Here is a 24,678-nt window from a genome sequence, read left to right as displayed (position 1 = left end):
GCCAACAGCAGCCGGAAGAAAACCGCCAACACGCGCCCCGGGCGCACGAGGATCCCCATGCAGTACTTCAAGACATCACAGTTTGTCCCCGGCAAAGGAAATGCCTGGATGTACTATGAGTGCGACGACGCACAAAAGGTCCTGCGCACCTTGACCCACATCCCCGATACCGGTGAAATTACCCGCGTGCCCGATCCCATCGTCAAGCGCCTTATCCGCCCGGAATTGCTCCAGCCTGCCGAAGGCGACATCTTTATCGAGCTCTGGGGCGGCGCCTGATTTCGTGCGCGCCCCGCAGGCACTACTGGGTGAGTTCCTGAAGCGTCGCCGTGAGATCCATCCGGAACGTAGGCGATACACCCAGATGGACCGTATGCACCACACCATCCTTGCCGATGATCACCGTCTTGGGGATGCTGTTCGCCTGATACTTCTGCTGGGCTTCCCGATTCAGATCCAGCGCCACGGGGAAATCCAGGCCCGTCTGGGCCAGGAACGCCTTGGCGACTTCCGCGTTCTCCCCAATGTTCACCGCGTAGAACACCACGCCCTTGTCCTCAAACTCCTTCGCAACCGAAGAAGCAATGGGCAGGCCCTGGCGGCAGGGACCGCACCACGACGCCCAGAAATCCAGAATCACCACGTTCTTGCCCACGTGCGCCGTAAGGTCGAGCGTTCCCTCGCCCAGGAGCGAAAGCGTGATCGGCGGCGCCGGCTTGCCCTTCAGCGGATCCTCCGGGCGACCCCCGGTCGGGTCAAGCTCCGTCGCGCCGTCGGGTTTGGTGAAGGCGAAATGCTCCGGACCAAACTCCGGCGATGTGTTCCAATTGCTGAAGGTGTAGGTCACCAGCACCTTCGTGAGCTCGGGGTTCCCTTCGTTCGCCATCTTCAGCAGATCCAGTTGAAGCTTCTCCAGAAAGGGCTCCGCGCCACGGCGCAGCCAGAAGTCGGCGGTTACCCCGCCGCCACTCGTCTGAACCCGCTCCGGCGCCTCCGCGTCTTCCGTTTCCGCTTTGACCAGCGTCGCCGTCTCCATGGATTTCATCAGGGAGGGATCATTGTGCAGGAAATCGGTCAGCATGATCTGCGCGGGACCGAATTCGCGCCCCGGCATCAGCGTCAGGGCACGCTGCCGATTCCCGAAATTCTTTCCGACCACATACTGGTTTTCCTGAGAGATATACAGGAATTTGCCCGCGGGAGAGAAGAAAAGCTCCATGTAGCCGTCTTCCATATCCACGCGGAACCGGACCTTGTCCGTCCCCGAGAAGTCCAGCTTCCCCTTCATGCTTCCGTCGCGGGTTCGTCCCGCCTTGTCCGCCAGTTCAAAGTTCATCTGGATTTCCGTCGAAAAGGCGGGAAGCCCGCTCAGAAAATCGATGCTGCCCTGAAGCAGCGCCTTCTCCGGCGAAGGGGGCGAGGGGGCCTCCTGCGAATGGACCGCTCCGCAGGCGAAAAGGAACAGGGCGAAGGTAAAGACAGACCAGTGAGCTCTCATGACGTTCTTTCCAGCACGGGGGTGCCAAGGCTGCGGTGACTCATGCCCTATCATAGCACATCGATGGTCATCACGCCCCCTCCCTGGCGTGGATCAGGGCGTTTCTCCCGCCGACAATCGGGCGTCGATTGCATCGAGCACCGGCAGGATATCCGCCGCGCTCTCCACAATATAGTGCGCGCCCGCGGCACGGAGTTTCTCCTCGGCCCGAGAGACCAGCGCGGTCAGCGCCGTACTGTCCAGGCGCGCGGCCTCTTCGAGGGAGAGACCCACTTCGTTCCCCGTACGCGTGACGCCAATCGTCCACATCCCCGCGTTCAGCCCCTCCTCTATATCCGTTACCGTATCGCCGACCTTCACAATCGCCGACCAGGGATAGACCTCCATCTCCATCGCGGCTGTGACCGCCATCCACGGCGCGGGGCGCCCCGCGGGCACCTGGCTGGCCGCCACGCTCACATCGGGCGTGTAACCCGCGTCCCGTGCGGCACGCTGGCACAACCCCATCATGGCCTCGTTGTAGCCCGTCGTCGCACCAATCTTCAGGCCCCGTTCGCGCAGCGCCGACGCCATCGCCGGGATTCCGGGGATGACATCGAGGAAATGGGGGAGGGCCTCCATCTGCAATGGAATGAACGCCTCAAAAAGGGCGTCAAGGTCCCCATTCGTCCACGCCCCGCCATGGACCGCCCTCCACTGGGAAGCGATCTCGGGCATGGCCAGCATCGCCGCGATATGATCCCGCTTGTGCATTCCCATCGGGCCACGGGCCTGGGCGATGCTCACCTCCACGCCATGATTCCGAAACAGTGCCTGGAAGGCCCCGGCCGGCGCGCGGGATCCATGGTCGACCGTGGTGCCGGCCCAGTCAAAGATAACCGCTTTGAGGGGCCCACGATATGGGCTGCGAATGGAAGACATCAAAAGACCTTTCGGAGTTCAGGATTTTCAAACGGCATAACGGTGGTTCTCAGCGCACCCGCCATTCAAGTGCCCGGCGCGACGTTCATTGCTGCCAGGACATCCCTTATCGCGGCCAGCAGGGCCTTCACGTCGGCGGGAAAGATGCGCCCGATATTTCCGATCCGGAAACAATCCCCATCGCTGACCTTGCCGGGATAGATGACGAAGTCCCGTTCATTGAGTCGCGCGTAAAAGGTTTCGAAGTCCCAGCCCGGCGTCGCGGGGTAGCGAAAGGACGTGATGATATAGCCCTGAAGCGCCGGTGGAAGATACGCCTCGAAGCCCAGTGCGCCCATGCCCTCCACCAGCACCCGGTAGTTCTCCCTGTAGCGCGCCGACCGCCCCGCAACGCCGCCCTCCGCTTCCAGTTCGAGCAGGGCCTGATGAAAAGCAAGCAACACGTGCGTCGGCGGGGTGAAGCGAAACTGGCCGCTGGTTTCCAGACCCTTCCACTGGGCCAGGAGATCCAGACTCAGGCTGCGCGCTCGTCCCTCCGTCTCCAGCAGCGCCGCCCGCCGCGCGATCACAAAGCCAAATCCGGGCACCCCTTCAATGCACTTGTTCGCGGACGAGACAAGATAGTCAATACCCGCACCGGCAATATCGATTGGCACAGCCCCGAAGCTGCTCATCGCGTCCACAATATATCGCGCGCCCGCGCGTCGCACGAGTGCGCCGATGGCCTCGATGGGATTGATGATGCCCGTCGTGGTTTCGCAGTGAACCACGGCGACATCCGTGTACGCGCCACCCGCCAGTTCCGTCTCAATCCGGGCAAGCTCGGGAGTCTGATACTCGGGAAACTCCAGCGTGCCCGTAGCGATGCCGAGAGTCGCGCACATCTGGGCGATCCGGCGGCCGTAGGCGCCATTGATGATTACCAGAACCTTGCCGTCGCGCGGAACGGTGGATGAAAAGACCGACTCCACCGCGTAAGTCCCGCTGCCCTGCATCGGGATGGCCGTAAATTCATCCGGCGACACGCCCCCCAGATCCAGCAGCCGACGGCGGATGTCCGCGACCCGGGCGATGAAGTCCCCATCGCGCGATCCCAGATCGCGAAGCAGCGCCAGCTTTACCGTCTGACTTGTCGTCAGGGGGCCGGGCGTAAAAAGAATTTTGTCTTTCCATCCGCTGATCGGGGAGGGCATGGCGGGCGTTCCTGTCGGGGTTGGGGCGCGGGGTCGAAAATTCGCGGGAGTATCTCAAAGCGCCTGTATATGTTGTCAAGTGAGTATTTGGTTAGCCAGGCTTCCGAGACCAACTTCACGAGTGACGAGATTCGTTACTCCGATTCCAAGCGGAACAAAACACGCCTACCGCGACTCGGCGCCCGCGCCTCTATCCGCCTTATCTTCTCCGCGCCTCCGTGTCGCCGTGGTCCAAGTACTCTGGTTGCGGCTGCAGGCTGCGCTGAGTCCGTTCGTGGTGAAAGATTTGGCTTTGGCAGGTGGCGTGCCGCGCACGTTCGTATCCGTCGGTGGTTACCGTTTCGAACGTCGGGTCGCCCTCCAGTTACGAAAAAAATCGACGTGAAGACCCTCGTGCTTGCGTCAAGGTGGCGCGGGGGCCGGGACCGCAATTTCCGCGCGACAGTTTCGTCCAACTTCATCCTTCATCCCCCCGGTTAAATGTGCTATCGTATAGTCAGCGCGCATTCTTGGGGCGCGCTCCGTTGAAACGGCCGGTCGGATAAACCAGAGTTTAATTGCGTCAGGGGAATCGGATGAAGCGGTTAGTGCATACGTCGGGATCGGGTCTGGCGGCCCTGTTGGCCCTGGGTGTGGTTGCGGTTGCCCTCGGCGGCTGCACCACGAAGGCGCGGATACCCGTCACCGGGATCGAAGTCCCCGTACCCAACATTCCCCTGCCCGCCCTGCTGCGCACCCAGAACGACCTGCGTAGCCGTTCCTGGACCAAAGCCTTCGATATCCTCCATACCCGACTCGCCCTCGAATACGCTTACACCGAGCACAAGGCCATCGACTGGAACGCCCTCTACGCCGCCACGGCCCCCGAAGTCGCCGCCGCCGAAGCCGCCAAGGATCCCGACGGCTGGTATCTCGCCCTGCGCAAATATTTCTACGCCATCCCCGATGGCAACATCCAGTTCGACCCCAATGAGTTCATGCGCGGCGAAGCCGAGGGCGCTTCGGCCGGTCTCGCCCTCGCCCAGCTTGCCGATGGCGCCGTAATGGTCTGCGGCATCACGCCCGGCGGGCCCGCGGAACGGGCCGGTATCCAGTGGGGCGCCACCATGCTGGAGTGGGGGGGGCAGCCCATCGCCAAGGCCCTCGCGGAGACCTCCCTCTTCTGGGCCGACGCCCCGCCCGCAACCCCGGCCGGTCGCCTGCAGCAGCAGCTTGCCTGGCTCCCACGGGGGCGCAACGGCGAAACCTGCGAGCTGACCTGGAAGAACCCCGATGCCGCGCAGAAAGCCTCCGCGCAGCTCGAAATGGAATTCGACGACTATGCCACCCTCGCCCTCGCACGACCGCTCTGGAAGCCCGTGGAGCTCTTCGACAGCCCCATAGAATCGCGCGCCCTTCCGGGTGAAGTTCACTACATTCGCATCGCCGCCATCGCCCCGACGTTCTCCACACCCTTCCCCACGCGGGATTTTCGCACGGCCGTCAAGGCCGCCATCGACGGGAAGGCCCGAGGCGTCATCCTCGATTTGCGGGGCACCCAGGGGGGCGACGCAGCCCTGACGCCAAAGCTGCTTTCCTCCTTCGTCTCCCAGCCCGAGTTCTATGAGACCCCCTCCCTGTGGGACAGCGAGTTGGAAACCTTTCTCGTGGAGAGCGAAGACACCATAGAAGTGGAGCCTCAACTGCCGGCCTGGGAAGGGCCTCTCGTCGTCCTCGTCGATGGCTACACCATGGGCCCGGCGGAGTCCCTCGCGAACTTCCTCCAGAACCGGAAAAACGTCCGAATTTGTGGCCTTTCCCCAACCTGCGGATCGCCCGGCACCCCGAGCCTGGAGATCACCCTGCCCGGCGGCTACGTCGTCTTTGTCCCGAATCGGCGTTCCCTCGATGCCCGTGGCAGGATTCAGGGCACGGCGGACGCCAAAGGCGAGGGTGCCGTGACGCCCGAGGAAACCGTCGCTTTGGATCGGGTCAATGGAGCCGCCCTCTTCCAGAAACGGGAAGATATCGTTTTGAAGCGGGCCCAGGAATGGCTGGCCGCCAAGGGCTGATCCGCCAACCCGTCGCCCCAACCGCAACAAAAAAAACAGGCGCTCCCACCGGGGAGCGCCTGTTGTGTAATCAGCTACTTCGAACGTTATTCCGCCAGGCGGCTGTCGGGCGTCATCAGACCAAAGGTCATCACCGCCTCGGCAACGACCACGCCATCCACAAGCGCCTTCGCCGCCACCTTGCACGCGTTCTTGCGGCGGCGGACCATTTCGCACTCGATCACGAGCTGATCGCCGGGAACCACCGTCCGCCGGAAACGGGCCTTGTCCACCCCCAGAAAGAACGCCAGCTTGCCGTCGGGATCGCGATTATCACCAAAAATCAACACCGCGCTAACCTGCGCCATGGCCTCGATGATCATGACCCCCGGCATGACCGGCGTCTCGGGCCAGTGCCCCTGAAAGAAGGGTTCGTTCACGCTGACGTTTTTGATGCCCGTCACCCGTTCCATCGGAACGAAAGAAAGAATCCGGTCCACCAGCAGAAACGGATAGCGGTGGGGGAGGATCTTCATGATCTTGTTCACGTCCAGCGCCGGCGGCGTGTTCAACGTCGGCAAGGTGCGCCGGTCCACGTGACGCTTTCCATTGCCGTTCGCCATCGTGTCGCGAATCTGCTTGGAGAACAACACGTTCTTCTCGTGACCGCCCTTTACGCCCACCACGTGGCCCTTCACCGGACGTCCCAGAAGGTACATGTCGCCAATCAGGTCCAGAATCTTGTGGCGCACGAATTCGTCGGGAAACCGGAGCTCGTCATTAAGAATCGTGTCGTCGCCGATGACCACGGCGCTCTCCAGGCTGCCGCCCCGAATCAGGCCCTTCTCCTGGAGCATCTTCACTTCGCGAAGGAAGCAGAAGGTCCGCGCCGGGGCAATTTCCCGGGCAAAGGTGTCTTCGGTAATCGTGTACGAAGCGTACTGCGTGCCGATGGCCACGTGGTCATAGGCAATCGTCATGGATACCCGGAGTTCGTCCGAAGGCAGAATACTCAGCGTAACGTCGCCCTGACGATAGTACACCGGGCGGTCCACCTGGATATACTGCTTCTCCGCGTCCTGTTCCACAATGCCCGCCTTCTGCAGCGTGGACATCACAGGAAGAGAGCTGCCGTCGCCATTGGGAATTTCCTCGGCATCAAGCTCAATGTTCAGATTGTCGATGCCCAGCCCCACCATCGCCGCCAGCGCATGCTCCACCGTGTGAACTTTCGCCTCGCCAATGCCGATGGTCGTCCCCCGGGAGACATCAACCACATAGTCGATATTCGCCGGAATCGGGGGGCTGTCTTTGATATCCACACGGAAGAACGTAATCCCCGAATTTTCCGGGGCCGGCTTGAAGGTGACCGTGGTCAGACTTCCCGTGTGGAGTCCGATACCGGAGAAGGAAACAGGCTTGCTGATCGTCTTCTGTTTGCTCATGTAAGCTGTTCTTTCAATGCTTCCAGTTCGCGCTCCAGGCTTCTGACCCGCCGGATCAGCTCTGGAATACGTCGTTGTGCGACCATCACCCGCCGCTCTTCGTCGTGATCGATGGCCGGGAATCCCGATACGATCGCGCCGGGCTCCACAGACTTCACAACACCGCTACGTGCGGCGACGATGGCGCCCTCGCCCACCGTGATATGGCCTTTTAACCCCGCCGACGCGCCCACCTGGACGCGATCTCTCAACTGCGCACTGCCCGCGACGCCCACCATGCCCGCCAGAGCACAGTGTTCGCCAATGCGAACATTGTGTCCGATCTGCACCAGATTGTCAATTTTCGTACCTTTTCCGATGCGCGTCTCGCCAAAGGTCGCACGGTCCACCGAAGTGCACGATCCAATCTCAACTTCATCCTCCAGCACCACCCGGCCCACCTGGGGGATCTTCATCCAGGCGCCTTCAAGCGGCGCATAGCCGAATCCATCGCTGCCAAGTGTGGCCCCCGCATGTACGATACAACCCGCGCCAATTTCTGTTTCTTCCCGGATCGTCACGTTCGGATAGATGATGCTGCCCGCGCCAATCCGCGAGGCATGCCCCACATACACGCCCGCATAGATGATGGCACCGTCGCCAATTTGCACATCCGCTTCAATCACCGCGCACGCGCCCACCGCCACGTTCGCACCCAGCATGACCGAAGGGTCAATCACCGCCGCCGGGTGGATGCCCGAAGGGTGGCGGAGCTGCTGCGTCTCGCAATACTTCAACACCATGGCGAAGGCCAGATCCGGCTTCGGTACCAGGATCGCCGGAATCGTCAGGTCCGCCGGGGCCTCCTGAATGAGGACGGCCGACGCACCCGACTTCGCCAACTGGGGCAGGTATTGCGCATTCCGGATGAAGCAGAGGTCGCCGTCGCCGGCTTCGTCGACACCGTTGACGCCGGTGATCGTGACGGAGGAGTCTCCGGAGACCTTTCCACCCACCAGGGCGGCTATGTCGCCGACGGTCAGATTCATGGGAATTCCATTTCTAGCGCGCAACGGGTCCTATAATCAAGCGCGTACCAGGCGTCATCCGCCTGGTACGCGCCGCGATTATGCAAGCTGTAATAACATCAAGAGCAACCGCCTGGGTTACTTGTTCAACTCGGCAAGCACCTGAGAGGTAATGTCGATGGCCGGAGCCGCATAGAGCACCGCGCCGTTCGGGCCGCTGCGGTGGTTCAGGATCAGGTGGTACTTGCCCGCCGTCGCAATCGACTCCAGCTTCTCCTGAACATCCTTCAGGACTTCCTTCAGCACTTCCTCTTCCATGCTGTCGATCTTCTGCTGGCTGCGGGTCAGCTCGGCCTGGTAATCCACATAGTCGCTGCGGATCTTAAGTTCCAGCGCCGACAACTCTTCGGCGGGAATCTTGCCTTCCTTCTGCTTCTTCTCGTAGTCCGCCTTGGCCGCCTCAATCGCCTTGGACTTCGCGTCGATTCCGGACTGAAGGGCATCCACCTGCTTCTGGAGGTCGTCATACTTGGACTTGCGCTTGTCGTACTTGGCCAGCACTTCCTGCATGTTCACCACGCCGATCTTGTAGCTCGTATCCTGGGCGAACGCGTGGGTGGATCCAAAAGCGGCAAAGAGTGCGCAGCAGGCGGACGCGATCACGAAATTTTTCAGTGCATGTGTCACGAGTTTCGTTCCTTCTTTCTAGAGTCGTTAGTGTAAGCGCAACCAGGATCTTGTGAGCTCTGCCGCGCGGCGTTGGCCGGGGCTTCTCAGAGGCCCCACCCCGCCCGGTCTCCATTGGACAGCCCAGTGCGGCCTGTCCGCCGTGAATGTGTGACGGAGCCCGGAGTTTTATCCGGGGGGTAATACGGGATTATATCAAGACCCGCAAAATTCATGCAAGAAACAAGCCCCGCAGGCCGATTGAGGCCCGCGGGGCGGTGGGGGAAACTCCTAGAACCGGATGCCCGAAATCAGGTGGAGACGTCCGCTGCCCTGATCCTCGTCCGCGTTCAGCGGGATGCCGTAATCCACGCGAATCGGTCCAAGGCGCGGCACTTCCATGCCAATGCCGATACCGGCGCTGTAACGCATCTCGCCAAAGTCGAAATCGCTGTCGTCCCACACCCCGCCCGCGTCGATGAAGGTGTAGAAACGCATCTGCTCCGTGAGCTTGTACTTCAACTCCAGATTGCCGATATAGGTAATGTTGCCGCCCAGCGGGAACTCGTCGCCAAAGAAGATATACTCCTTCGCCTTGGGGCCAATGTCGCGGTTGTCATAGCCGCGCACCGTGTTGGTGCCGCCCGCGTAGAACTTGTCCGTAAGAGGCACGTAGTCCGAGTTTCCGTACTCCGCTACGTAACCCTCGCGAGACCGGAAGGAGAAGATCCACTTCTCTTTCTCGTCCAGCGCCCGGTACCACTGGGAATCCATGAAGACCTTATAGAAGTCGTTGTCCCCGCCCAGGCCCGCAAATTCCAGGCTAAGCACGTGCTTGCTGCCTTTCGTCGGGTCCCGGAACGCATCGAGCGTATTGCGCTCAAACTCGTTCTGCAGACTGATCGTCGTGCTTTCCTGCGCCTGACGCCGGATAATCGGGTTCACAAAGAAGGGCAGGCCCGTGATCTCGGTCGTCTCATGGCGCAGCGCCGACCGCATGCTCACATAGTTCGAAAGGGTCTTGCCCAGGCGCAACTGGCCGCCCTGGCGATCTTCCGTATAGTCCGCGCCGCCCCGAACTTCGTAGGAATCGTCGAACACGTCAAAGCCCACCGCGAAGGGATAGCCCAGGAACTCGGGATCCGTGAAACTCAGGGAGTACTGGTCGCGCTGGCTGCCGATGTTGAACTTCAACGCCAACTGCTGGCCGCCGCCCGTAAAGTTGGGCCAGTTCAACGCGTCAAAGTTGTTCAGCCGCAACTCGGCAAAGCCGCCCAGGCCTTCGTCGCTGCTGAACCCCGCGCCAAAATTGAAGTTGCCCTGCTTGCCCTCTTCCACGTCGAAGATCAGATCGGTGAAAAGGTCCTCGTCGTCGGCAAAGTTCAGATTCGTACGCACCGTCTCAAAATATTCCGTGCGCTGGAGGTTGCGCTTGCTCAACTCCAGGCGCGAACCGTCGTAGCGCTCCCCCGGCTCCAGCGCGAGCTGGCGGCGGATAACCTCGTCCTTCGTGAGTTCGTTGCCGATAATCTTTACTTCCCGGATGTACTTGAGGTCGCCCTCCTCAATCTTGTGCGTCACCCGCGTGGTCTTGTTGTCTTTATCCAGGATAACCACCGGTGAAACGTTGGCCGCGACATAGCCGCTGCTCTGGTAGCCGTCCTGAAGTTCGGCGGCGTCTTTCTCCACCTGCGACTTGTTGTGCACTTCGCCCGCCGTCACCTCCACCTGCTCCAGAAGCTCGTCGTCGTCGAATACCGCGTTGCCCGCGATCTCGAGGTTGTCCAGCTTGTACTCCGCCCCTTCCTGAACGTGGATCGTCAGGTCCATCTTCTTGCCGTTGTCGCTGTAAAGAAGATCGGTCTTGGTGATCTCCGCCTCAAGCCGGCCGAAATCGCCATAATTGTTGATGATCTGCTGGAGGTCAAACTCGAGCTTCTCTTCCTCATACTTGCCGCCCAGGAACCACCGGGCCTGCTTTGTCGCCATCAGCTTGCGCAATTTGCGCCCCGAAAGCGTGTCGTTGCCTTCAAACTTGATACTGCGGATTCTCGCTTTCCGACCTTCCTGGATCGTGTAGATCAGGCGCATGCGCGAGGGGCCAACCCGCTCCGCCACCACGTCCACCGTGGTGTTCGCAAAGCCCTTGCCTTCATACAGCCCCAGAATGGCAATGCGCTCCTCCTCGTAGGCCTCGGGAATGAAGGGATCCCCTTCGCGCATGGAGAGCGCCGAAAGGATCCGGCGCTCCTTGATCTTCTTGTTGCCCATCACCAGGACCTTTTCAATGACCTGCTTCTCGGCAACAATGTACGTGATCGTCAGCGCGTTGTTCTCGCGGGCGGCATCGGCCTTGATCTGGGTGAAGAACCCCAGCTCGTTCAACCGGCGGATGTCGCGGGAGACGGCCAGCGGGTTGTACTCCTGACCGGCCTGCACTTCCAGCTTCGAACGGACCAACTGTTCACTAACGCGTTCCAGACCATCGATACGCACTTCCCCAACGGTTCCGCCCGCCTGGGCGCCCGCCTGGGATTGAGTAAGGACAGTGAACAGCGCGAGGGCGAGACCCAACGCTAGTTTCTTCAAGTAGTGATACCTTCCGCAGCTAATTCAGCCTGTTCGAACACGAGCTTGTCTTCCGCGTCCGAGGGCCAGACTTCGATTTGGGTTCCAGGTTCCAAGTTGCCCCGAAGCAGCAATTCCGCCAGGGGATCCTCGATGTACGTTTGTACCGCGCGCCGGAGGGGCCGAGCGCCATATTCCTCGTTACTTCCCAAGCGAACCAGGAACTCTTTGGCCTCGTGGCGCAACCGCAAGTGTACACCCTTTGCCGCCACCCGTTCCACCATATCCTTGACCTGTATATCGACAATGTCAATCAACTGCTCGTCCGTCAGACGGTGGAAAACCAGCGTGTCGTCCAGGCGGTTCATGAATTCGGGATTGAAGACTTTCTTGGCCTCTTCTATCACCCGCTCCTTCATTTTCAGATACATGGACTCCTGGTCGTCCCGCTGGAAGCCCAGCGTGCCGCCGCCCTTGCCAATCCGGCGCGCGCCCACGTTGCTCGTCATGATGATGACCGTATTCCGGAAATCAACGCGGCGTCCGGTGGAATCGGTCATCTGCCCCTCTTCGAGCACCTGAAGCAGCGCGTTGAACACGTCCGGGTGGGCCTTTTCAATTTCGTCGAAAAGCACCACGGAATAGGGCCGACGACGCACCTGCTCGGTCAACTGACCACCCTCGTTGTAGCCCACGTAGCCGGGAGGCGCACCAGTCAGGCGAGAAACCGCGAAGCGTTCCATGTACTCCGACATGTCCACCGTGATCAGCGCGTCTTCGTTGCCGAAGAGGAACGTTGCCAGCGTCTTGGCCATGAGCGTCTTGCCCACGCCCGTCGGCCCGAGGCACAGGAAAGAGCCCACCGGCCGCGCATGATCCCGGAAACCCGCGCGGGAACGCTGGATCGCCCGCGTGATCGAATCAATGGCTTCGTGCTGGCCGATGATCGAGCGGTGCAACTCTTCGCGCATGCGCAGGAGCCGCTCCGACTCTTTCTCCTCCAGCTTCGTAAGGGGCACGCCCGTCCATTTGGACACAATATAGGCAATGTCCTCTTCGTTGATGATCGTCTCCGACGAGTCCCGCTTCATCTCCCACTCGCGCTTCTTGTCCTCGAGCTTGTTGATGTAGGTCCGCTCCTTGTCCCGGAGCGCCGCCGCCTTCTCGTATTCCTGTCGGCGGATCGCCGACTCCTTCTCCTGGGTGATCGCCTCGATTTCGAGCTCGATCTCCTTCAGCGCGTGGGGGCGGGTCGTAATCTGAAGACGAGCGCGGCTACCCGCCTCGTCGATCACGTCCACCGCCTTGTCGGGCAGGAAACGATCGGCGATGTACTGATTCGAAAGCTTCGCGGCGGCAATGACGGCCTCGTCCGAAAATTTCACCCGGTGGTGGGCCTCGTACTTGTCGCGCAGGCCTTTGATAATCTCAATCGTCTGCTCCACACTGGGCGCTTCCACGATAATCGTCTGGAAGCGGCGGGCAAGCGCCGCGTCTTTCTCGATATACTTGCGGTATTCGTCCATCGTCGTCGCGCCGATGCACTGGAGCTCGCCGCGCGCCAGGGCCGGCTTGAGCATGTTGGCCGCATCCACGGCACCCTCGGCCGCGCCCGCGCCCACAATCGTGTGGAGTTCGTCGATAAACAGAATAATATTGTCCGCGCGGCGGATTTCCTTCATCACCGACTTGAGGCGCTCTTCAAACTGGCCGCGGTACTTCGTGCCCGCCACCACCCCCGCCAGATCCAGCGTCAACACGCGCTTCTTCAAAAGCAGATCGGGTACGTCGCCCGCGATGATCGCCCGGGCCAGCCCTTCGACAATCGCCGTCTTGCCCACACCGGCCTCGCCAATCAGTACGGGGTTGTTCTTCGTCCGGCGGCTGAGCACCTGGATCACGCGCTCGATCTCGCCTTCGCGACCGATGACCGGGTCAAGCTTTTCTTCCCGGGCAAGTTGGGTCAAGTCGCGACCAAAGTTATCCAGCGCGGGCGTCTGGGATTTCTTGCCCGTCTGCGCCTGCTCGCTGCCCGAACGGCCCTGATCGCCCAGCAGGCGGATGACCTCCGCCTGGATGCGGCCAAGGTCTATCTTCATGTCCTGCAAGACTTTGGCGGCAATGCCTTCGCCCTCTTTCAACAGGCCGAGCAGAATGTGTTCCGTGCCGATGTAGCTGTGGTTGAAACGACGCGCTTCCTCCACCGCCAGCTCCAGCACCTTCTTGGCGCGGGGCGTGAAGGCAATTTCGTCGCCGGAAACCACGGCGGAACCGGGCTGGACCTGCTGCTCAATCTCGATGGCCAGGGCTTCTATATCCACACCCAGGTTTTCGAGGGCTCGGGCGGCAATCCCCTCCGGCTCGCGGCAAAGCCCAAGGAGGATGTGCTCCGTGCGCACGTATTCGCTACCCAGGCGGGTGGCCTCTTCACGTGCGGCGCTCACGACATGTTTTGCGCGCTCCGTAAATCGTTCCCACATGTGGTGATCCTTTCTTTACGGCCGACCAACGCCAGGGTAGGCGCGGGGAGGCCATTGGTTTCCGTACTGCCCGTGCGCGACATCAAATGGTTGTGGCGCAACACTTTACCTGCAAGCCCGGCGCCCGGAGGCGGGGCCCAATCAGCCCTGAGTGGGCGCAAACTGCGTCTTAAACTGCTTCGCCCGCATCCGCTTCAGGCTCAAATCATCCAGGGTGACCGTCCCGGATTGAAGCTGCCGCTCCACGTGGGCTCCCTGACAGTGTATCAGTGATCCGTTCAGGTCTGCCACTGTCTGACCGGGGAGCAGCCCCAGGGCGACCCCAAGCCGCAAGGAGGACAGGAGGGAAAAGCTCTCCTCAAAAGGAATAAGCCGGGCGCTCGCGGCCAGCGCCTGGGCCCGCTCTATCCGGTCCTGCAGCACTTCCACGTTCTTTTCATACAGCCGGAGGCGCAACGCGGACTCCTTCTTGATTATCTCCTCGGCGCACTGTTTCAGCCGGAAGATGATCTCCTCTTCCGTGTGGCCCAGCGTGGTACGATTTCTGAGCTGAAAGAGATCCCCCTCCGTCTCGTGCATCCCTCGCGGCATGAAGCCACCCATGCCGTTGTACAGGGCCTGGCTGTACACCGGCCAGCGATCACTCAACTCCTGCTTGTCGGCGGGGTGCAAATCGGGAACGCCCGTGCCGACGCCGCTGAAATCCAGATTCTGCGGTTCCGTCAGCGCGTGAATCTCGTGAAGCGCCCCCTCCTGAACACAGGCGGGCAGATGCATCAACAGGCTCAGCTTCAGCCCCGTGCCCAGATGATTCAAATTCCGCGTCAGGAAACCCAGCGTCGGCGAAAAGGCAATATCCAGCACACCGCTGAGAAGGTCGTCCATACGGCTGGCCCGGGTCCACGCGTCCTGAAGGTTCAGCCCGGAAGAAAGCACCCGAATGCAATAGTGATCCTCGTCGTTCACCAGAATGCTGAGAGACTGGTCGTGGGCAACATAGATGCCCTGCCCCTTGCGCGGCGTCGTCAGATTCAACGTGATGAGCTGGCGCTCCGCCAGCAATTGCACGTCCGAAGCCCGGAGATCGACCAGACTGAAGTATTCGCCCGTCGCCAGCAGATTGAACTGGTCGAAAACCCGGAGCAGGCGGTCCTCCACGGAACTGCGCTCGTCCGGATTGCACAGCGCGGGGAAGGGCATGTCATTGAGATTGCGGCCCAGATTACAAAGCGTAAGCACCACCGTCTCGGTGTTGGGGGCCCCTTCACCCCGTTGCCATTGCGGGTCGCGCGATAAAATCGTATCCAGCGTCATGGCTCAGTCCGCCCCCGGGCCGGATGCATACAATCCGCCTTCGAGCTCCCGTATTTCATCGCGCAACTGCGCGGCAGCCTCGTAGTTTTCTGACTTGAGTACACTGCGCAAGAGCGCACGCTTGGCCTGTAAATCCGAACGCAACTGGGTGCGCACGTCGGATGGATGCGCGGTCTTGCCCCGGTGGACCTGGGCTTCGTGGAGCTTCGCCGCAAGGGCGGGGACTTCATCGGCAAACTGCGCATAGCACGCCGGGCATCCCATCATTTTGGTATCCAGCACGCTCTGAAGCCGCGTCTCGCACTGCGGGCACGTGCGCTGCGCCCGAACCACCCGGCTGACCACCTTGTGGATCGAGGCCTTGCTGGGACGCGCCGAAGGCACCTCCGAAAGCTCAAAGCCCTCACTCGCACTCCGCTGAAGGGCCATGCAGTCCTTGCACCAGAACTGATCGGTGACGTGACCGTCAACGACTTCGGCATAGCGAATGGTGGCGCGCTTTTTGTGACACTTCTGGCAGAGCATGGCCCAAAATCCTCTGTGAGAAGTATACCACCCCCGAAAGAGCCAGTGCACGTAGACAGTTGACAGTTGACAATTGATAGAGACCCACACGACCCATACGACCCATACGACCCATACGACCCATACGACCCATAAGACCCATAAGACCCATAAGACCCATCTCTCCCCCAAAGCCCCCGCCCGCTATCAACTATCAACCATCAACTGCTACAATTTCCCCATGAGCGCCAAGAACCCCAAAATCGACACAAACGCCCCCCGCACCCCCCTCACCGATTCCCCCTTCGGAGCACTGGGCGCCCTGCGCGGCGATTTACCCCGCGAGCCCGTCGCACCACCCAAACCAAAGGCGGAGATCATCGTGGACACGCCCAAGGTCGCCTGGCGCGTCGCCAAGACCCGCAAGGGCGGCTGGCCCCTGACCTATGAAAAGCGACCAGGCGGCAAACTCGCCACCGTCATCCAGAATGTATCCGGCGACGGAACCGCTCTCGTAACCGCGCTGAAGAAGCAATGCGCGGCCGGCGGTGCCTTCAAGGACGGCGTCATCGAACTGCAGGGCGACCACCGCGTGAAAGTGGCCGCGTTCCTCGACAAGCACCAGAAGTAGACCATACCCATGGGAAATCGGGAGGAAAACGTGACGTCCATCGCGCCCAGGCATGTCTTCACCGTCCTCGCCCTGGTGGTGGCACTCTGGGGACTCACCCTGTTCCTCGTGTCGCCCGCGGGCGAATTCCCCCTCAATGACGATTGGATTTACGCCCGCGCGGTCAGCGACTGGATTGACACCGGTACCTATCAAGGTCACCCCTTTTCCACCGCCAATCTCGTGGGTCAGGCCTGGTGGGGCAAGCTCTTTTGCGCTGGCGGCGGCTTCAGCTTCACCGCACTCCGCTGGTCCACGCTGGTGCTCTGGCTCTTCGCCGCCCTCGCCACCACCTTGTCCGCGCTGCGGCTCCGGGCGCGCCCCTTCACCGCCGCCCTCGCGGGCGCGCTCATCATCGCCAATCCGATCGCCATGAATCTTGGCTACACCTTCATGACCGACGTGCCCTTCATGGCCTTCATGGCCCTCGCCGGTCTGGCCTACCTCTGCGCCCTCGAAACGCCTCGCTGGCAATGGGTGCTCCTTGGTTCGCTCTTCGGCGCCGCCGCCTTGCTTACCCGCCAGTTCGCCGTTCTACTGCCCATCGCCTTCGTACTGTCGTCCTGCCCCTGGGATACCCGCTGGCGCCGCCGCGAAATGCTCCCCCTGCTGATCGCGCTCGTGGCGCCCTGGTTCGCGGCCTGGCTCCTGCTCCAGTTTCTCCCTTCTCACGCCGCGGAGCTCGGGCACGTCTGGGATCCCCAGGTGCTTGGGGATTCCTGGGGAGAGCGATTCTTTGGCGGGCTGAAATTCTACTCCAGTTCGATGCTGCTCCTCGGGTGTCTCGTGCTGCCCCTCGCCGCGGCGCAGGGCTGGCAATGGCTTCGCCACAAGGAGGGCCGCGTGGCCCGCCGCGCCATGGCCCTCGCCTGCGCGATGCTCTACATCTTACTGACCGCCTGCACCGGCGATCCCAATCGGATCCCCTTCATGGGCAACATCCTCTACGACACCGGCGCCGGGCCCATGACCCTGCGGGGCATCCTCATGGGAAGCTACCTGTGGCGTCCCGTCAGTATCGGCGGTTGGTGGTGGCTGCCCACCCTGGCCGGTGTTCTGGTGGCCGGGTGGATGGTGGCGGGCTGCCTTCGCTGGCTTCTCCTTATTCCCGGCGACGGGCGCCGACCTCTGCACGATCCCCGGCGCCGCCAGCAGTGTTTCCTTATGTTCTGGGCCATCCTCATGATCCTCGCCCTGTACCATCCCTGGCTTCCGGTGCGCTTCGACCGCTACCTGATCGGGGCCCTTGTGCCCGTGGTGCTGCTGGTGGCCATGGCCGAATCCGGCCGCAGTCTGGCGGGCCGCGCGTTCCAGGTCGTGACGCTGACGGCCCTTTTCGCCTTTAGTCTGCTCGGCGTGCAAGACTACTTCGCCTGGAACACCACCCGCTGGGCCATGCTCAACAAGCTCATGAACGAGCAGGGGCTCAAGCCCCAGGAAATCGACGGGGGCTATGAGTTCAATGGCTGGTACACAAGCCAGGACTACATCAAAGAGTCCGGCGCGCGGGCCTTCCTGCGCTCGGGCCCCCTCGGCTGGTGGGTGGTGGATGATCGCTATGCGATCTCCTGGCTGCCCCGGCCCGGCTTTTCCAAAGTGGAGGAAGTGCCCTACGGCTCCTGGCTCGCGGGGGATATGGGGAAATTGTTGCTGTTGAAGAAGAAGGACGACGGGGAGTGAAGGCTCAAACCTTCGCCTCAAAATAATATCGGACCGATCAGTCTGATCCGACTGATCGGTCCGATTGTTTTTTCGGGTCTCTTATTCCGCCTTATCGGCCCAGGCTTGTGAAGAGGTGAAGGCCTTCCTTGCCCGGAGCCAGGATGTCCTTCCACCCGTTGCCGTCGATATCGGCGATCCAGAGGTAGATGCCCGCACCGCTCGCGCGGGTATGGGGACCGTAGTCGAGCGTGTGGCGCGTGAAGCCTTCAGGGGCGATGTCGTAATAATAGAGGCCGAGGGGATCGTACTCGCCGGGATCATGGCCACGGTGCGCGCGGAAGCGCTTGCCGGTCACCAGTTCCAGTTCACCGTCGTTGTCGATGTCGCACAACTGCATCTCGTGGAACTGGCTGCGGTGTTCCTCGACCGCGTGCTCCTTCCACTGGCCGCCGCCGAGATTCTCGTGCCACCAGAGGCCATAGTTGTGGGCGCCGCCTACGATAATATCGTTCTTCCCGTCCTGATTCACGTCGTGTACAAGAATCGGCACCGAGGCCATGCCCCTGGCCAGATCGAATTCCTTGTGCCACTTCCAGGCCTTCACATCAAAGGGATTCTCCGGCGCTTCCAGCCAGCCGCCCGCAAAGATCATATCGGGGCGCTTGTCACCGTTCACGTCGCCACAGCCGAAACCATGGCCGCCGCCGCCCTCAGTAATCGTGTACTGCTCGAAGCGGCCCTGCGGCTTACCCTTCTCATCGCGCACAAGGCGGAAGAAGTGCACCGGCGACGTGGTGCAGAACACCTCCTCGTAGCCATCGCCGTCGATGTCGTAGAAGGAATTTCGCTCGATATTGCCGGTCTTGGCCACCTCGTGCGTCACCCATTCCACGGGACGCCCCTTCGGATTCTCGCGCCACTGAAGCGCGCCGCCAAACCAGCCGCCGGTGACAATGTCCAGGAAGCCATCGCCATTCACGTCCATGGGGTAATCGCTGAAGTCGTCGTAGTAGTCGTCGGCCTGCATGATGGTGCAGATCTTGTGGGCCTTCGCATAGTCCGGCCCTTGATGCCAGTATTCACCGGATACCAGGTCCAGATGACCGTCGTTATTCACGTCGAAGATCGACGCGGCTTCAAAAGTGGTTGTACCGATCTTCTGGCGCTCAAATAGAACCGAGGGTTCGGCAGCGACACAGAAGGCGGCCGCGAGTAGGGTTGAGGTAATCATATCGGGTGTCCATCTCTTGTTGTGATCTGAGTTCAATCGAAACTTGCGTTGGTGCGTGTTTCCAAACCAATTTCACCATTCTACAAGTCCATTTATTTCTTCACCAATGTCTTTAACGGGTCACGCTCCAGCTACCGCCTTTGTCTGGGCCGACACGTACCAACTGGCCGTTCTTTTTGAGTCTTGAAATTTGCTTATTGATTGCGCTAGTTGAGCGACCCAGTTTTTGGGAGAGCTGGAACACGGTGATCTGTGGATTTCCCTCAGCGAGCGTCAATATAGCTTCAGCGGTATTCTTAGTTATCCGAGGAGTTAACGGAAGTTTTTCATCCGAACTTTTCTCTGTACTTTCTACCGAACTTCTGCCTTTCTCCGAACTTTTCTCTGTACTTTCTACCGAACTTCTGTCTTTCTCCGAACTTTTCTCTGTACTTTCTACCGAACTTCTGCCTTTCTCCGTACCAACTACCAACCCATCTACCAACCCAGCGTATGTTTCTTCTCTCATAACCTCGGAAATCGGCAGACTGACCCGGAAGATATCATCCTCCATCAACACCGGGTCGTGTCCGGCAAAGGCTTTTCCGAACTTGAAGAGCTTACGCACGCCGGATCCCAGTTCGTCGGCCAGACCGGTCTCCTTGAACACTCGTGCGATGATCGGATTCTTCGGGTACGGCGAAAACAGCCGTGGATCAATGGGCCCATGCCCATGGGGACGGTTGCTGTTCTCCGCATATAGGCGATGCGCCTCGATCACGAGCTTCGCGGGAAAGGCGTGGCTGTACTCGCGGTGGATCAGCATGTTTCCCACAATCTCCCGCAGGATATGGCTCCGCGCACTGACCCGCTGAATCCCGTCAAGAAAGAAAGGGTCGTTCAGATGTTTCTCGCCAAAGGCCGTCAGCCGGTCATGGCTTTCAAACAAATTCGTGCGGATGTCGTCGCGGTCGTCATAGCGGTCAACATCAACCCGGCGGAGAATCGCGTCCGTCTTGTGATGGGGCAATACGGACAGAATCGTCGTGTCTTTCCCAAACAAAAGAATCGCCGCGAGCGTGAGACCTTCCGTGCCACGTTGATAGTCCCGCTGGAAGAGCCGCGCACTGGACAGCAATTCCGTATCGTCCATACCGGCCCACGGATGGTTGCGTTGAATCGATGCCGCCATCCGCCGCGCGCGGTCGAGCAGTTCGGGGCGCAGGTCCGCCAATTCGGCATAGGGGTAAATCGTGTTTTCGGAGTAGTGGCTCTGCTTGTTCAGATAAAGCCTTGACACGCGGTCCTGGTCATCAGTTATGTCGAAGTCACCGTCTTCGTTCCGAAAGTAAATCCGACCCTTGCAACGGTGAACCTGCGAGCTCGGTGGAACAAGGATATGCAGGAGAGTTGCGCCATCGCAGTCCACTTCCTCGACGCCGAGGTAGCAGGGCGGATTGATGAGCTGCGGGTTGTTGATGGCATTGGCGAAGTCCCGCCGCATCTGTGCCAGGTATTCCGGGGCGACGCCCAGAGTAGTGCCATCGTCCGCAACACCCAGAAGGATGTCGCCGCCTTCGCCATTCAAGAACGCGCAGACCGTTTCATAGATGTCGCGGTTCAGCGCATTGCGGGATGCCTTGAATTCCACAGCGCGAGATTCGCCCGCTTTCAGCAACTGTTGAATTCGAAGGTTTTCCATGATCGGGATCTTCTCAATACTTGCAGGGACAGCAGGAGAGCGAAGCGCGGCTTTTTTTCCCGTCGCTGTCGTCCCTGCCGTCCCTGTGATCAATTTACTTCGACACCAGCTCGAAAGCCAGCGGCGTACCGTCTACCGCCGTCAGTCGGGCGATGTAGCCCCAGCCGCCGGCGTGCTGGATGATTTCCAGCAGGATGACATTCTCGCCCGCTTTCAGCTTGATGGGCGCCAGATCGTTGTCCAGCGCGACGCCGCGATCAACGACGTTGTCGTGTACCTTCGCGCCATTGACCCACGCGCGGATGCCGTCATCGCTGCCGAGCCGCAGAACCGCGTCCTGATCGGCGGCAACCTTGATGGTGGTCACGGCGAAGGCGCGGGCTTGATCCTTGGCGTATCCCATAAGATCGACGTGGGGGAAGGCGCCGCCGGCCACCTTATCCGTCCAGACCGGGGCCGAGGCCTCCGTGCCGTAGCGCGCGTTCAGATCAACCGTTCCGTTGACCAGCACTGGGGACCCGTCTTCAGGTGCGCCTGCAAGGGCAAAGGGACCCACAATTTTCCACGTGTTGATAAAGCCGAGCTGCTTCGCGAATTCCTCCGGCGTGCCTTCCACCGGCCCCAGCGTGATCAGGTGCTGCACCGTGGCCGTGTCCGTCGCGCGCGCGAGGAGCGCCGTGCGGATGGCTTTGGTTTCTTCGCCGCGACCAGCACCGGCCAGGGCCTGGGCCATGCCGGAAAGTACGTTCACCGGCAGCGCGAGCAGGCCTTCTTCGCCGAGTGTCGCTTTCAGCTCGTCATAGGCCTCGGGGACGGGAAAGCTCTTGATGCCTTCCAGCGCCGTATTCCGTGCATCGTCGGTCTTCGCGATGCGGTACTGGGCCAGATAGGCGCGCCCCGCACCCGCGGGATTACCCTGATCGCGGAAGGCCTTCGCCAGACGCGAAATGGCCTCGTCCGCCTGGGCCGCATCGGCTTCCGTGCCGCCCTTGGCCAGCGCCTCCAACTGGGGAACCGCCTCCGGCAACATGGATTGCTGCAGGGCGCTGATGCGCGCGGCGGCGCTCAGGCCCGTCGCCTTTTCGATGATGGGCAGGTAACGCGGATCCTGCTTGCGCCCCATGATGCCAAGGAGACGCTCCTGCACGGGCGCGGGTTGCGCGTCATAGGCCGCGATCAGCTTGTCTGCAATCGCCGGGCCCTGAAGGGCTTCAATCGCGGCCATGGCCGGTCCTTCGAGCAGGCCCGTCGGTTCCGCGGACCACGCGGTCATGATCGTGTCCAGCGCCGTCTCATCGCCGAAGCGGCCGAGGCCGTTCAACGCGCCCGCCTGCACCACGGGGTTCTCCGACTGGGCCAGCACCGCCTTGTACAGCGCGATGCCGCCGTCCCAGCGGCCACCCTGCTTCACCAGGTTGTCCGCAAGGCGCAATACCGCGTCTTCCGCCGTAAATCGGAAGTTGATGTCGATGGATTTTGCCAGCGCGAGGAGCGGCTCCACCAGCGCGGGATCGCCCGAAGCCGCCAAGCCACGAGCCGCCGCCGCCTGCTCCGCCGGTGTGCCGCTCTGCAGCTTCTGCTGAAAGAGCGCGTAGCTCTCCGTATCATGAACCTTGTCCAGCGCATCCATCAGCGCAACCGCGAAGTTCGCATCCGCCTGGGGGAGTGCCCCGCGCAAAGCCGCGCGCGACTCCGTCGTGTTGGCTTCCTGCAGCGCCACGCGCGCCTTCTCCTTGGCCGTGTCCGAATGGAGCAGGGCCGAGATCGGGCTGAGGTCCGCGCCTTCCGGCACGACAATCGGAAGAATACGCAGCAGCAGGAACTGGTGCGGCTCGTTGGTCGTTGCCTTCAAGCATTCCAGCAGCGCATTCGCCACCTGCGCGCGCTCAGCTTCCAGACCGGGTTTCGTAACGTCGTTGGCGATATCGAGGAGCACGTTCATAGCGGCCCAGGAGATCGTCTCGTTACCGTCGAAGAGCAGGGGCAGCACCGGACGCACCGCTGCGGCGCCTTGGCGCGGGATCAACTGGCGCGCCAGGCTCCGCTTCGGTTCATCCGCACCGCGGAGGTCGCCCACCAGTTCATCAAATGAAGCGGGGCGCGCCGCACCTGCGGCATGGGCCGGAAGCGGCGAAAAAACGGGAAGCGCACCGGCCACCAGCAAGGTGACGGCACAGGCGCGGGAAAATTTATTCAGCATGGGAATTTCCTCTGTAAATCAATTTTTTTGGGGACAATGGGCTATCGGCCTAGAGGTGCCAGGGCGAGCGATAGGCCCGGCTCAGGTAGCGGTTGGCCGCGTCGTCGTTGACAAATTTTTCCGCCTCGGCGTCCCAGGTCAATTTCCGGCGCGTCTTCAGGGCGATGCCCGCCAGGAGCACCGGAATCGTGGAGCGCACGCCCTGCTCGATGTCCGCCGCCGGGCGCTTCCGGTTACGGATGCAGTCGAAGAAGTTGTTGTGGTGATCCGGGTTGGCCCAGCTCCGTTCCGGCTCGCCGACCCACTCCGCAATGCCCAGGCCTTCGGGGAAAACCTTGAACGATCCGCGATCCACCACCAACTGGCCTTCGGTACCCTGGAATTTGATGCCATAGCCCTTGCCGCCGTGTTCATTGGAGTGGCGCTGCTCCCAGGTCACGCTGCAACCGGGATACTCCCACATGGCGTCCACCGTCTCAAAATTGTGGCCGCCCGCGCCGCCCCGGGGGCTCGTGCCCATCGCCTGCACATTAAGCGGCTTGTCCTGGCCGATGCCCCAATGGAGAATATCCATCAGATGCACGCCCCAGTTCGTGAGCTGGCCACCCTTCGCGTAGTCGTGATTGCCCATGAAACCGAAAAAGCGATTCTTCGAGAAGGGCTCATAGGGTGACGGTCCCAGCCACAGATCCCAGTCCAGGCCGTTCGGGACCTCCTCCACCGGCGTGCCCACGCTCCACGCATCGTTCACACCCACCCAGCAGCTTGCCGAAGTAATCGTGCCCAGTTTGCCGCTCTTCACCACGTCAATCGCCTTCTGGAAAACCGGCATCGATCGCTGCTGCGTGCCGAGCTGTACCACCCGGCCATAGCGGCGACCCGCCTCCACCATCGCGCGGCCCTCGGCCACCGTCGGCGCGGCCGGCTTCTCCACATACACATCCTTGCCCGCCTGGCAGCCCATGATAGCCAGCAGGGGGTGCCAGTGATCCGGCGTGGCGATGAAAATACCGTCCACTTCCTTGTGATCCAGCACATAGCGGAAATCCTGGAAGCCCTCCGGGCGACGGCCCGTCATCTCATTCACCTTGTCCAGGGAGTTATTAAAGCGCTGCTTCGCCACGTCGCACAGCGCCGTGATGTGGCAGTTGGGGTTCTCCGCCAGCGCTTCCACGTGGCGTCCGCCCATACCGCCATTGCCGATGACCGCAATGCGCACCTGATCCGAAGGACCCACCCGCGCGGCAAAGGCCTTGCCCGATTTCGAACCCGTGAACAATACCGCCCCCACGCCCAGGGCGCGGCAGGAGCGGGTGAGGAATTTTCTGCGATTCATGGAAGTCTTGTGTGCCATAGGGTGCTCTACTCCAGGGCCGCGGATTCGCGGCGGTCAGGCTGTTGGTTGCCGATCCGGGCATGATACCGTAATTCTGTCAAGAAGGGAAATTTGATGGCGAAGGGAGAAGGGGGGTAGGAAATCAAGCGAATCAGATGGACCGGACCGGTAAAGGGTTCCCAACTAATTCCCACGCTAAACCACCGGTTCAGCCGGTGAGAGTTTATTTTCCTCGTTCCCAGGCGGAGCTCTTGTCATTACCCATAAGTTTC

The 24,678-nt window shown here is 61.2% G+C and carries 18 protein-coding genes; 4 read left to right on the top strand and 14 right to left on the bottom strand.

Translation table 11 applies throughout. The features are described 5' to 3' along the window. Window positions 1–57 precede the first annotated feature (57 nt). Window positions 58–279 carry a hypothetical protein gene (locus JNK74_06705; protein MBL7645867.1) on the top strand — a complete coding sequence of 74 codons (222 nt, stop codon included), beginning with the start codon at window positions 58–60 and terminating at the stop codon, window positions 277–279. Between the two features lie 22 nt (window positions 280–301). Here JNK74_06705 and JNK74_06700 read toward each other — a convergent pair whose 3' ends face one another. From JNK74_06700 to JNK74_06690, 3 genes are all read right to left on the bottom strand, one after another. Then, window positions 302–1,498: a redoxin family protein gene (locus tag JNK74_06700; protein ID MBL7645866.1), complete on the bottom strand. Its 1,197-nt coding sequence runs from the start codon at window positions 1,496–1,498 to the stop codon at window positions 302–304. A gap of 93 nt (window positions 1,499–1,591) precedes the next feature. Continuing rightward, the gene (locus tag JNK74_06695; GenBank protein MBL7645865.1) at window positions 1,592–2,419 is read right to left on the bottom strand and encodes a phosphonoacetaldehyde hydrolase; all 828 of its coding nucleotides are present in this window, start codon (window positions 2,417–2,419) and stop codon (window positions 1,592–1,594) included. A 65-nt stretch (window positions 2,420–2,484) separates the two neighbouring features. Beyond that, entirely contained in the window at window positions 2,485–3,612 is a 1,128-nt protein-coding gene (locus tag JNK74_06690; GenBank protein ID MBL7645864.1) for a 2-aminoethylphosphonate--pyruvate transaminase, read from the bottom strand. 575 nt (window positions 3,613–4,187) lie between these two features. On the opposite strand from JNK74_06690, the gene JNK74_06685 reads away from it, so the two are divergent. After that, a complete protein-coding gene (locus JNK74_06685; protein ID MBL7645863.1) occupies window positions 4,188–5,663 on the top strand; it encodes a hypothetical protein in 1,476 nt (491 codons plus the stop codon). Window positions 5,664–5,749: 86 nt separating this feature from the next. Here the strand turns inward: JNK74_06685 and lpxC are convergent, their stop codons facing one another. The 7 genes from lpxC to JNK74_06650 all read right to left on the bottom strand — a co-directional run bounded on the left by lpxC (window position 5,750) and on the right by JNK74_06650 (window position 15,647). Next, window positions 5,750–7,087 (bottom strand): UDP-3-O-[3-hydroxymyristoyl] N-acetylglucosamine deacetylase, encoded by a 1,338-nt coding sequence (gene lpxC, locus JNK74_06680; GenBank protein MBL7645862.1) that lies wholly within the window; start codon window positions 7,085–7,087, stop codon window positions 5,750–5,752. Continuing rightward, window positions 7,084–8,115 carry a UDP-3-O-(3-hydroxymyristoyl)glucosamine N-acyltransferase gene (gene lpxD / locus JNK74_06675; protein ID MBL7645861.1) on the bottom strand — a complete coding sequence of 344 codons (1,032 nt, stop codon included), beginning with the start codon at window positions 8,113–8,115 and terminating at the stop codon, window positions 7,084–7,086. The genes lpxC and lpxD overlap by 4 nt, the downstream gene beginning before the upstream one ends. Before the next feature lie 117 nt (window positions 8,116–8,232). Next, window positions 8,233–8,781, bottom strand: coding sequence for an OmpH family outer membrane protein (locus tag JNK74_06670; GenBank protein ID MBL7645860.1), 549 nt, complete (start codon window positions 8,779–8,781; stop codon window positions 8,233–8,235). 270 nt (window positions 8,782–9,051) lie between these two features. Beyond that, on the bottom strand, window positions 9,052–11,349 hold the full coding sequence (bamA, locus tag JNK74_06665) for an outer membrane protein assembly factor BamA (protein MBL7645859.1): 2,298 nt from the start codon (window positions 11,347–11,349) through the stop codon (window positions 9,052–9,054). Beyond that, on the bottom strand, window positions 11,346–13,808 hold the full coding sequence (locus JNK74_06660; protein ID MBL7645858.1) for an ATP-dependent Clp protease ATP-binding subunit: 2,463 nt from the start codon (window positions 13,806–13,808) through the stop codon (window positions 11,346–11,348). The genes bamA and JNK74_06660 overlap by 4 nt, the downstream gene beginning before the upstream one ends. Window positions 13,809–13,949: 141 nt before the next feature. Beyond that, window positions 13,950–15,122, bottom strand: a complete 1,173-nt coding sequence (locus tag JNK74_06655) for a hypothetical protein (protein MBL7645857.1) — start codon at window positions 15,120–15,122, stop codon at window positions 13,950–13,952. Between the two features lie 3 nt (window positions 15,123–15,125). Continuing rightward, window positions 15,126–15,647 carry a UvrB/UvrC motif-containing protein gene (locus JNK74_06650; protein ID MBL7645856.1) on the bottom strand — a complete coding sequence of 174 codons (522 nt, stop codon included), beginning with the start codon at window positions 15,645–15,647 and terminating at the stop codon, window positions 15,126–15,128. A 220-nt stretch (window positions 15,648–15,867) separates the two neighbouring features. Here JNK74_06650 and JNK74_06645 point away from each other — a divergent pair, with 220 nt between their 5' ends. Together JNK74_06645 and JNK74_06640 are read left to right on the top strand one after the other, a co-directional pair. Further along, window positions 15,868–16,257 (top strand): translation initiation factor, encoded by a 390-nt coding sequence (locus JNK74_06645; protein ID MBL7645855.1) that lies wholly within the window; start codon window positions 15,868–15,870, stop codon window positions 16,255–16,257. Between the two features lie 9 nt (window positions 16,258–16,266). Further along, window positions 16,267–17,976, top strand: a complete 1,710-nt coding sequence (locus tag JNK74_06640) for a glycosyltransferase family 39 protein (GenBank protein MBL7645854.1) — start codon at window positions 16,267–16,269, stop codon at window positions 17,974–17,976. Between the two features lie 91 nt (window positions 17,977–18,067). Here JNK74_06640 and JNK74_06635 read toward each other — a convergent pair whose 3' ends face one another. The 4 genes from JNK74_06635 to JNK74_06620 all read right to left on the bottom strand — a co-directional run bounded on the left by JNK74_06635 (window position 18,068) and on the right by JNK74_06620 (window position 24,406). Next, the gene (locus tag JNK74_06635; protein MBL7645853.1) at window positions 18,068–19,189 is read right to left on the bottom strand and encodes a VCBS repeat-containing protein; all 1,122 of its coding nucleotides are present in this window, start codon (window positions 19,187–19,189) and stop codon (window positions 18,068–18,070) included. Between the two features lie 112 nt (window positions 19,190–19,301). Further along, a complete protein-coding gene (locus tag JNK74_06630; protein ID MBL7645852.1) occupies window positions 19,302–20,870 on the bottom strand; it encodes a putative DNA binding domain-containing protein in 1,569 nt (522 codons plus the stop codon). 94 nt (window positions 20,871–20,964) lie between these two features. Next, window positions 20,965–23,070: a hypothetical protein gene (locus tag JNK74_06625; protein MBL7645851.1), complete on the bottom strand. Its 2,106-nt coding sequence runs from the start codon at window positions 23,068–23,070 to the stop codon at window positions 20,965–20,967. 49 nt (window positions 23,071–23,119) lie between these two features. After that, on the bottom strand, window positions 23,120–24,406 hold the full coding sequence (locus JNK74_06620) for a Gfo/Idh/MocA family oxidoreductase (GenBank protein MBL7645850.1): 1,287 nt from the start codon (window positions 24,404–24,406) through the stop codon (window positions 23,120–23,122). Between the last annotated feature and the right edge of the window lie 272 nt (window positions 24,407–24,678).

Source organism: Candidatus Hydrogenedentota bacterium (assembly GCA_016791475.1).
GTDB lineage: Bacteria > Hydrogenedentota > Hydrogenedentia > Hydrogenedentales > JAEUWI01 > JAEUWI01.
Note: the sequence above shows the minus strand (reverse complement) of the source record. Positions and strands in the feature narration are given on the sequence as shown.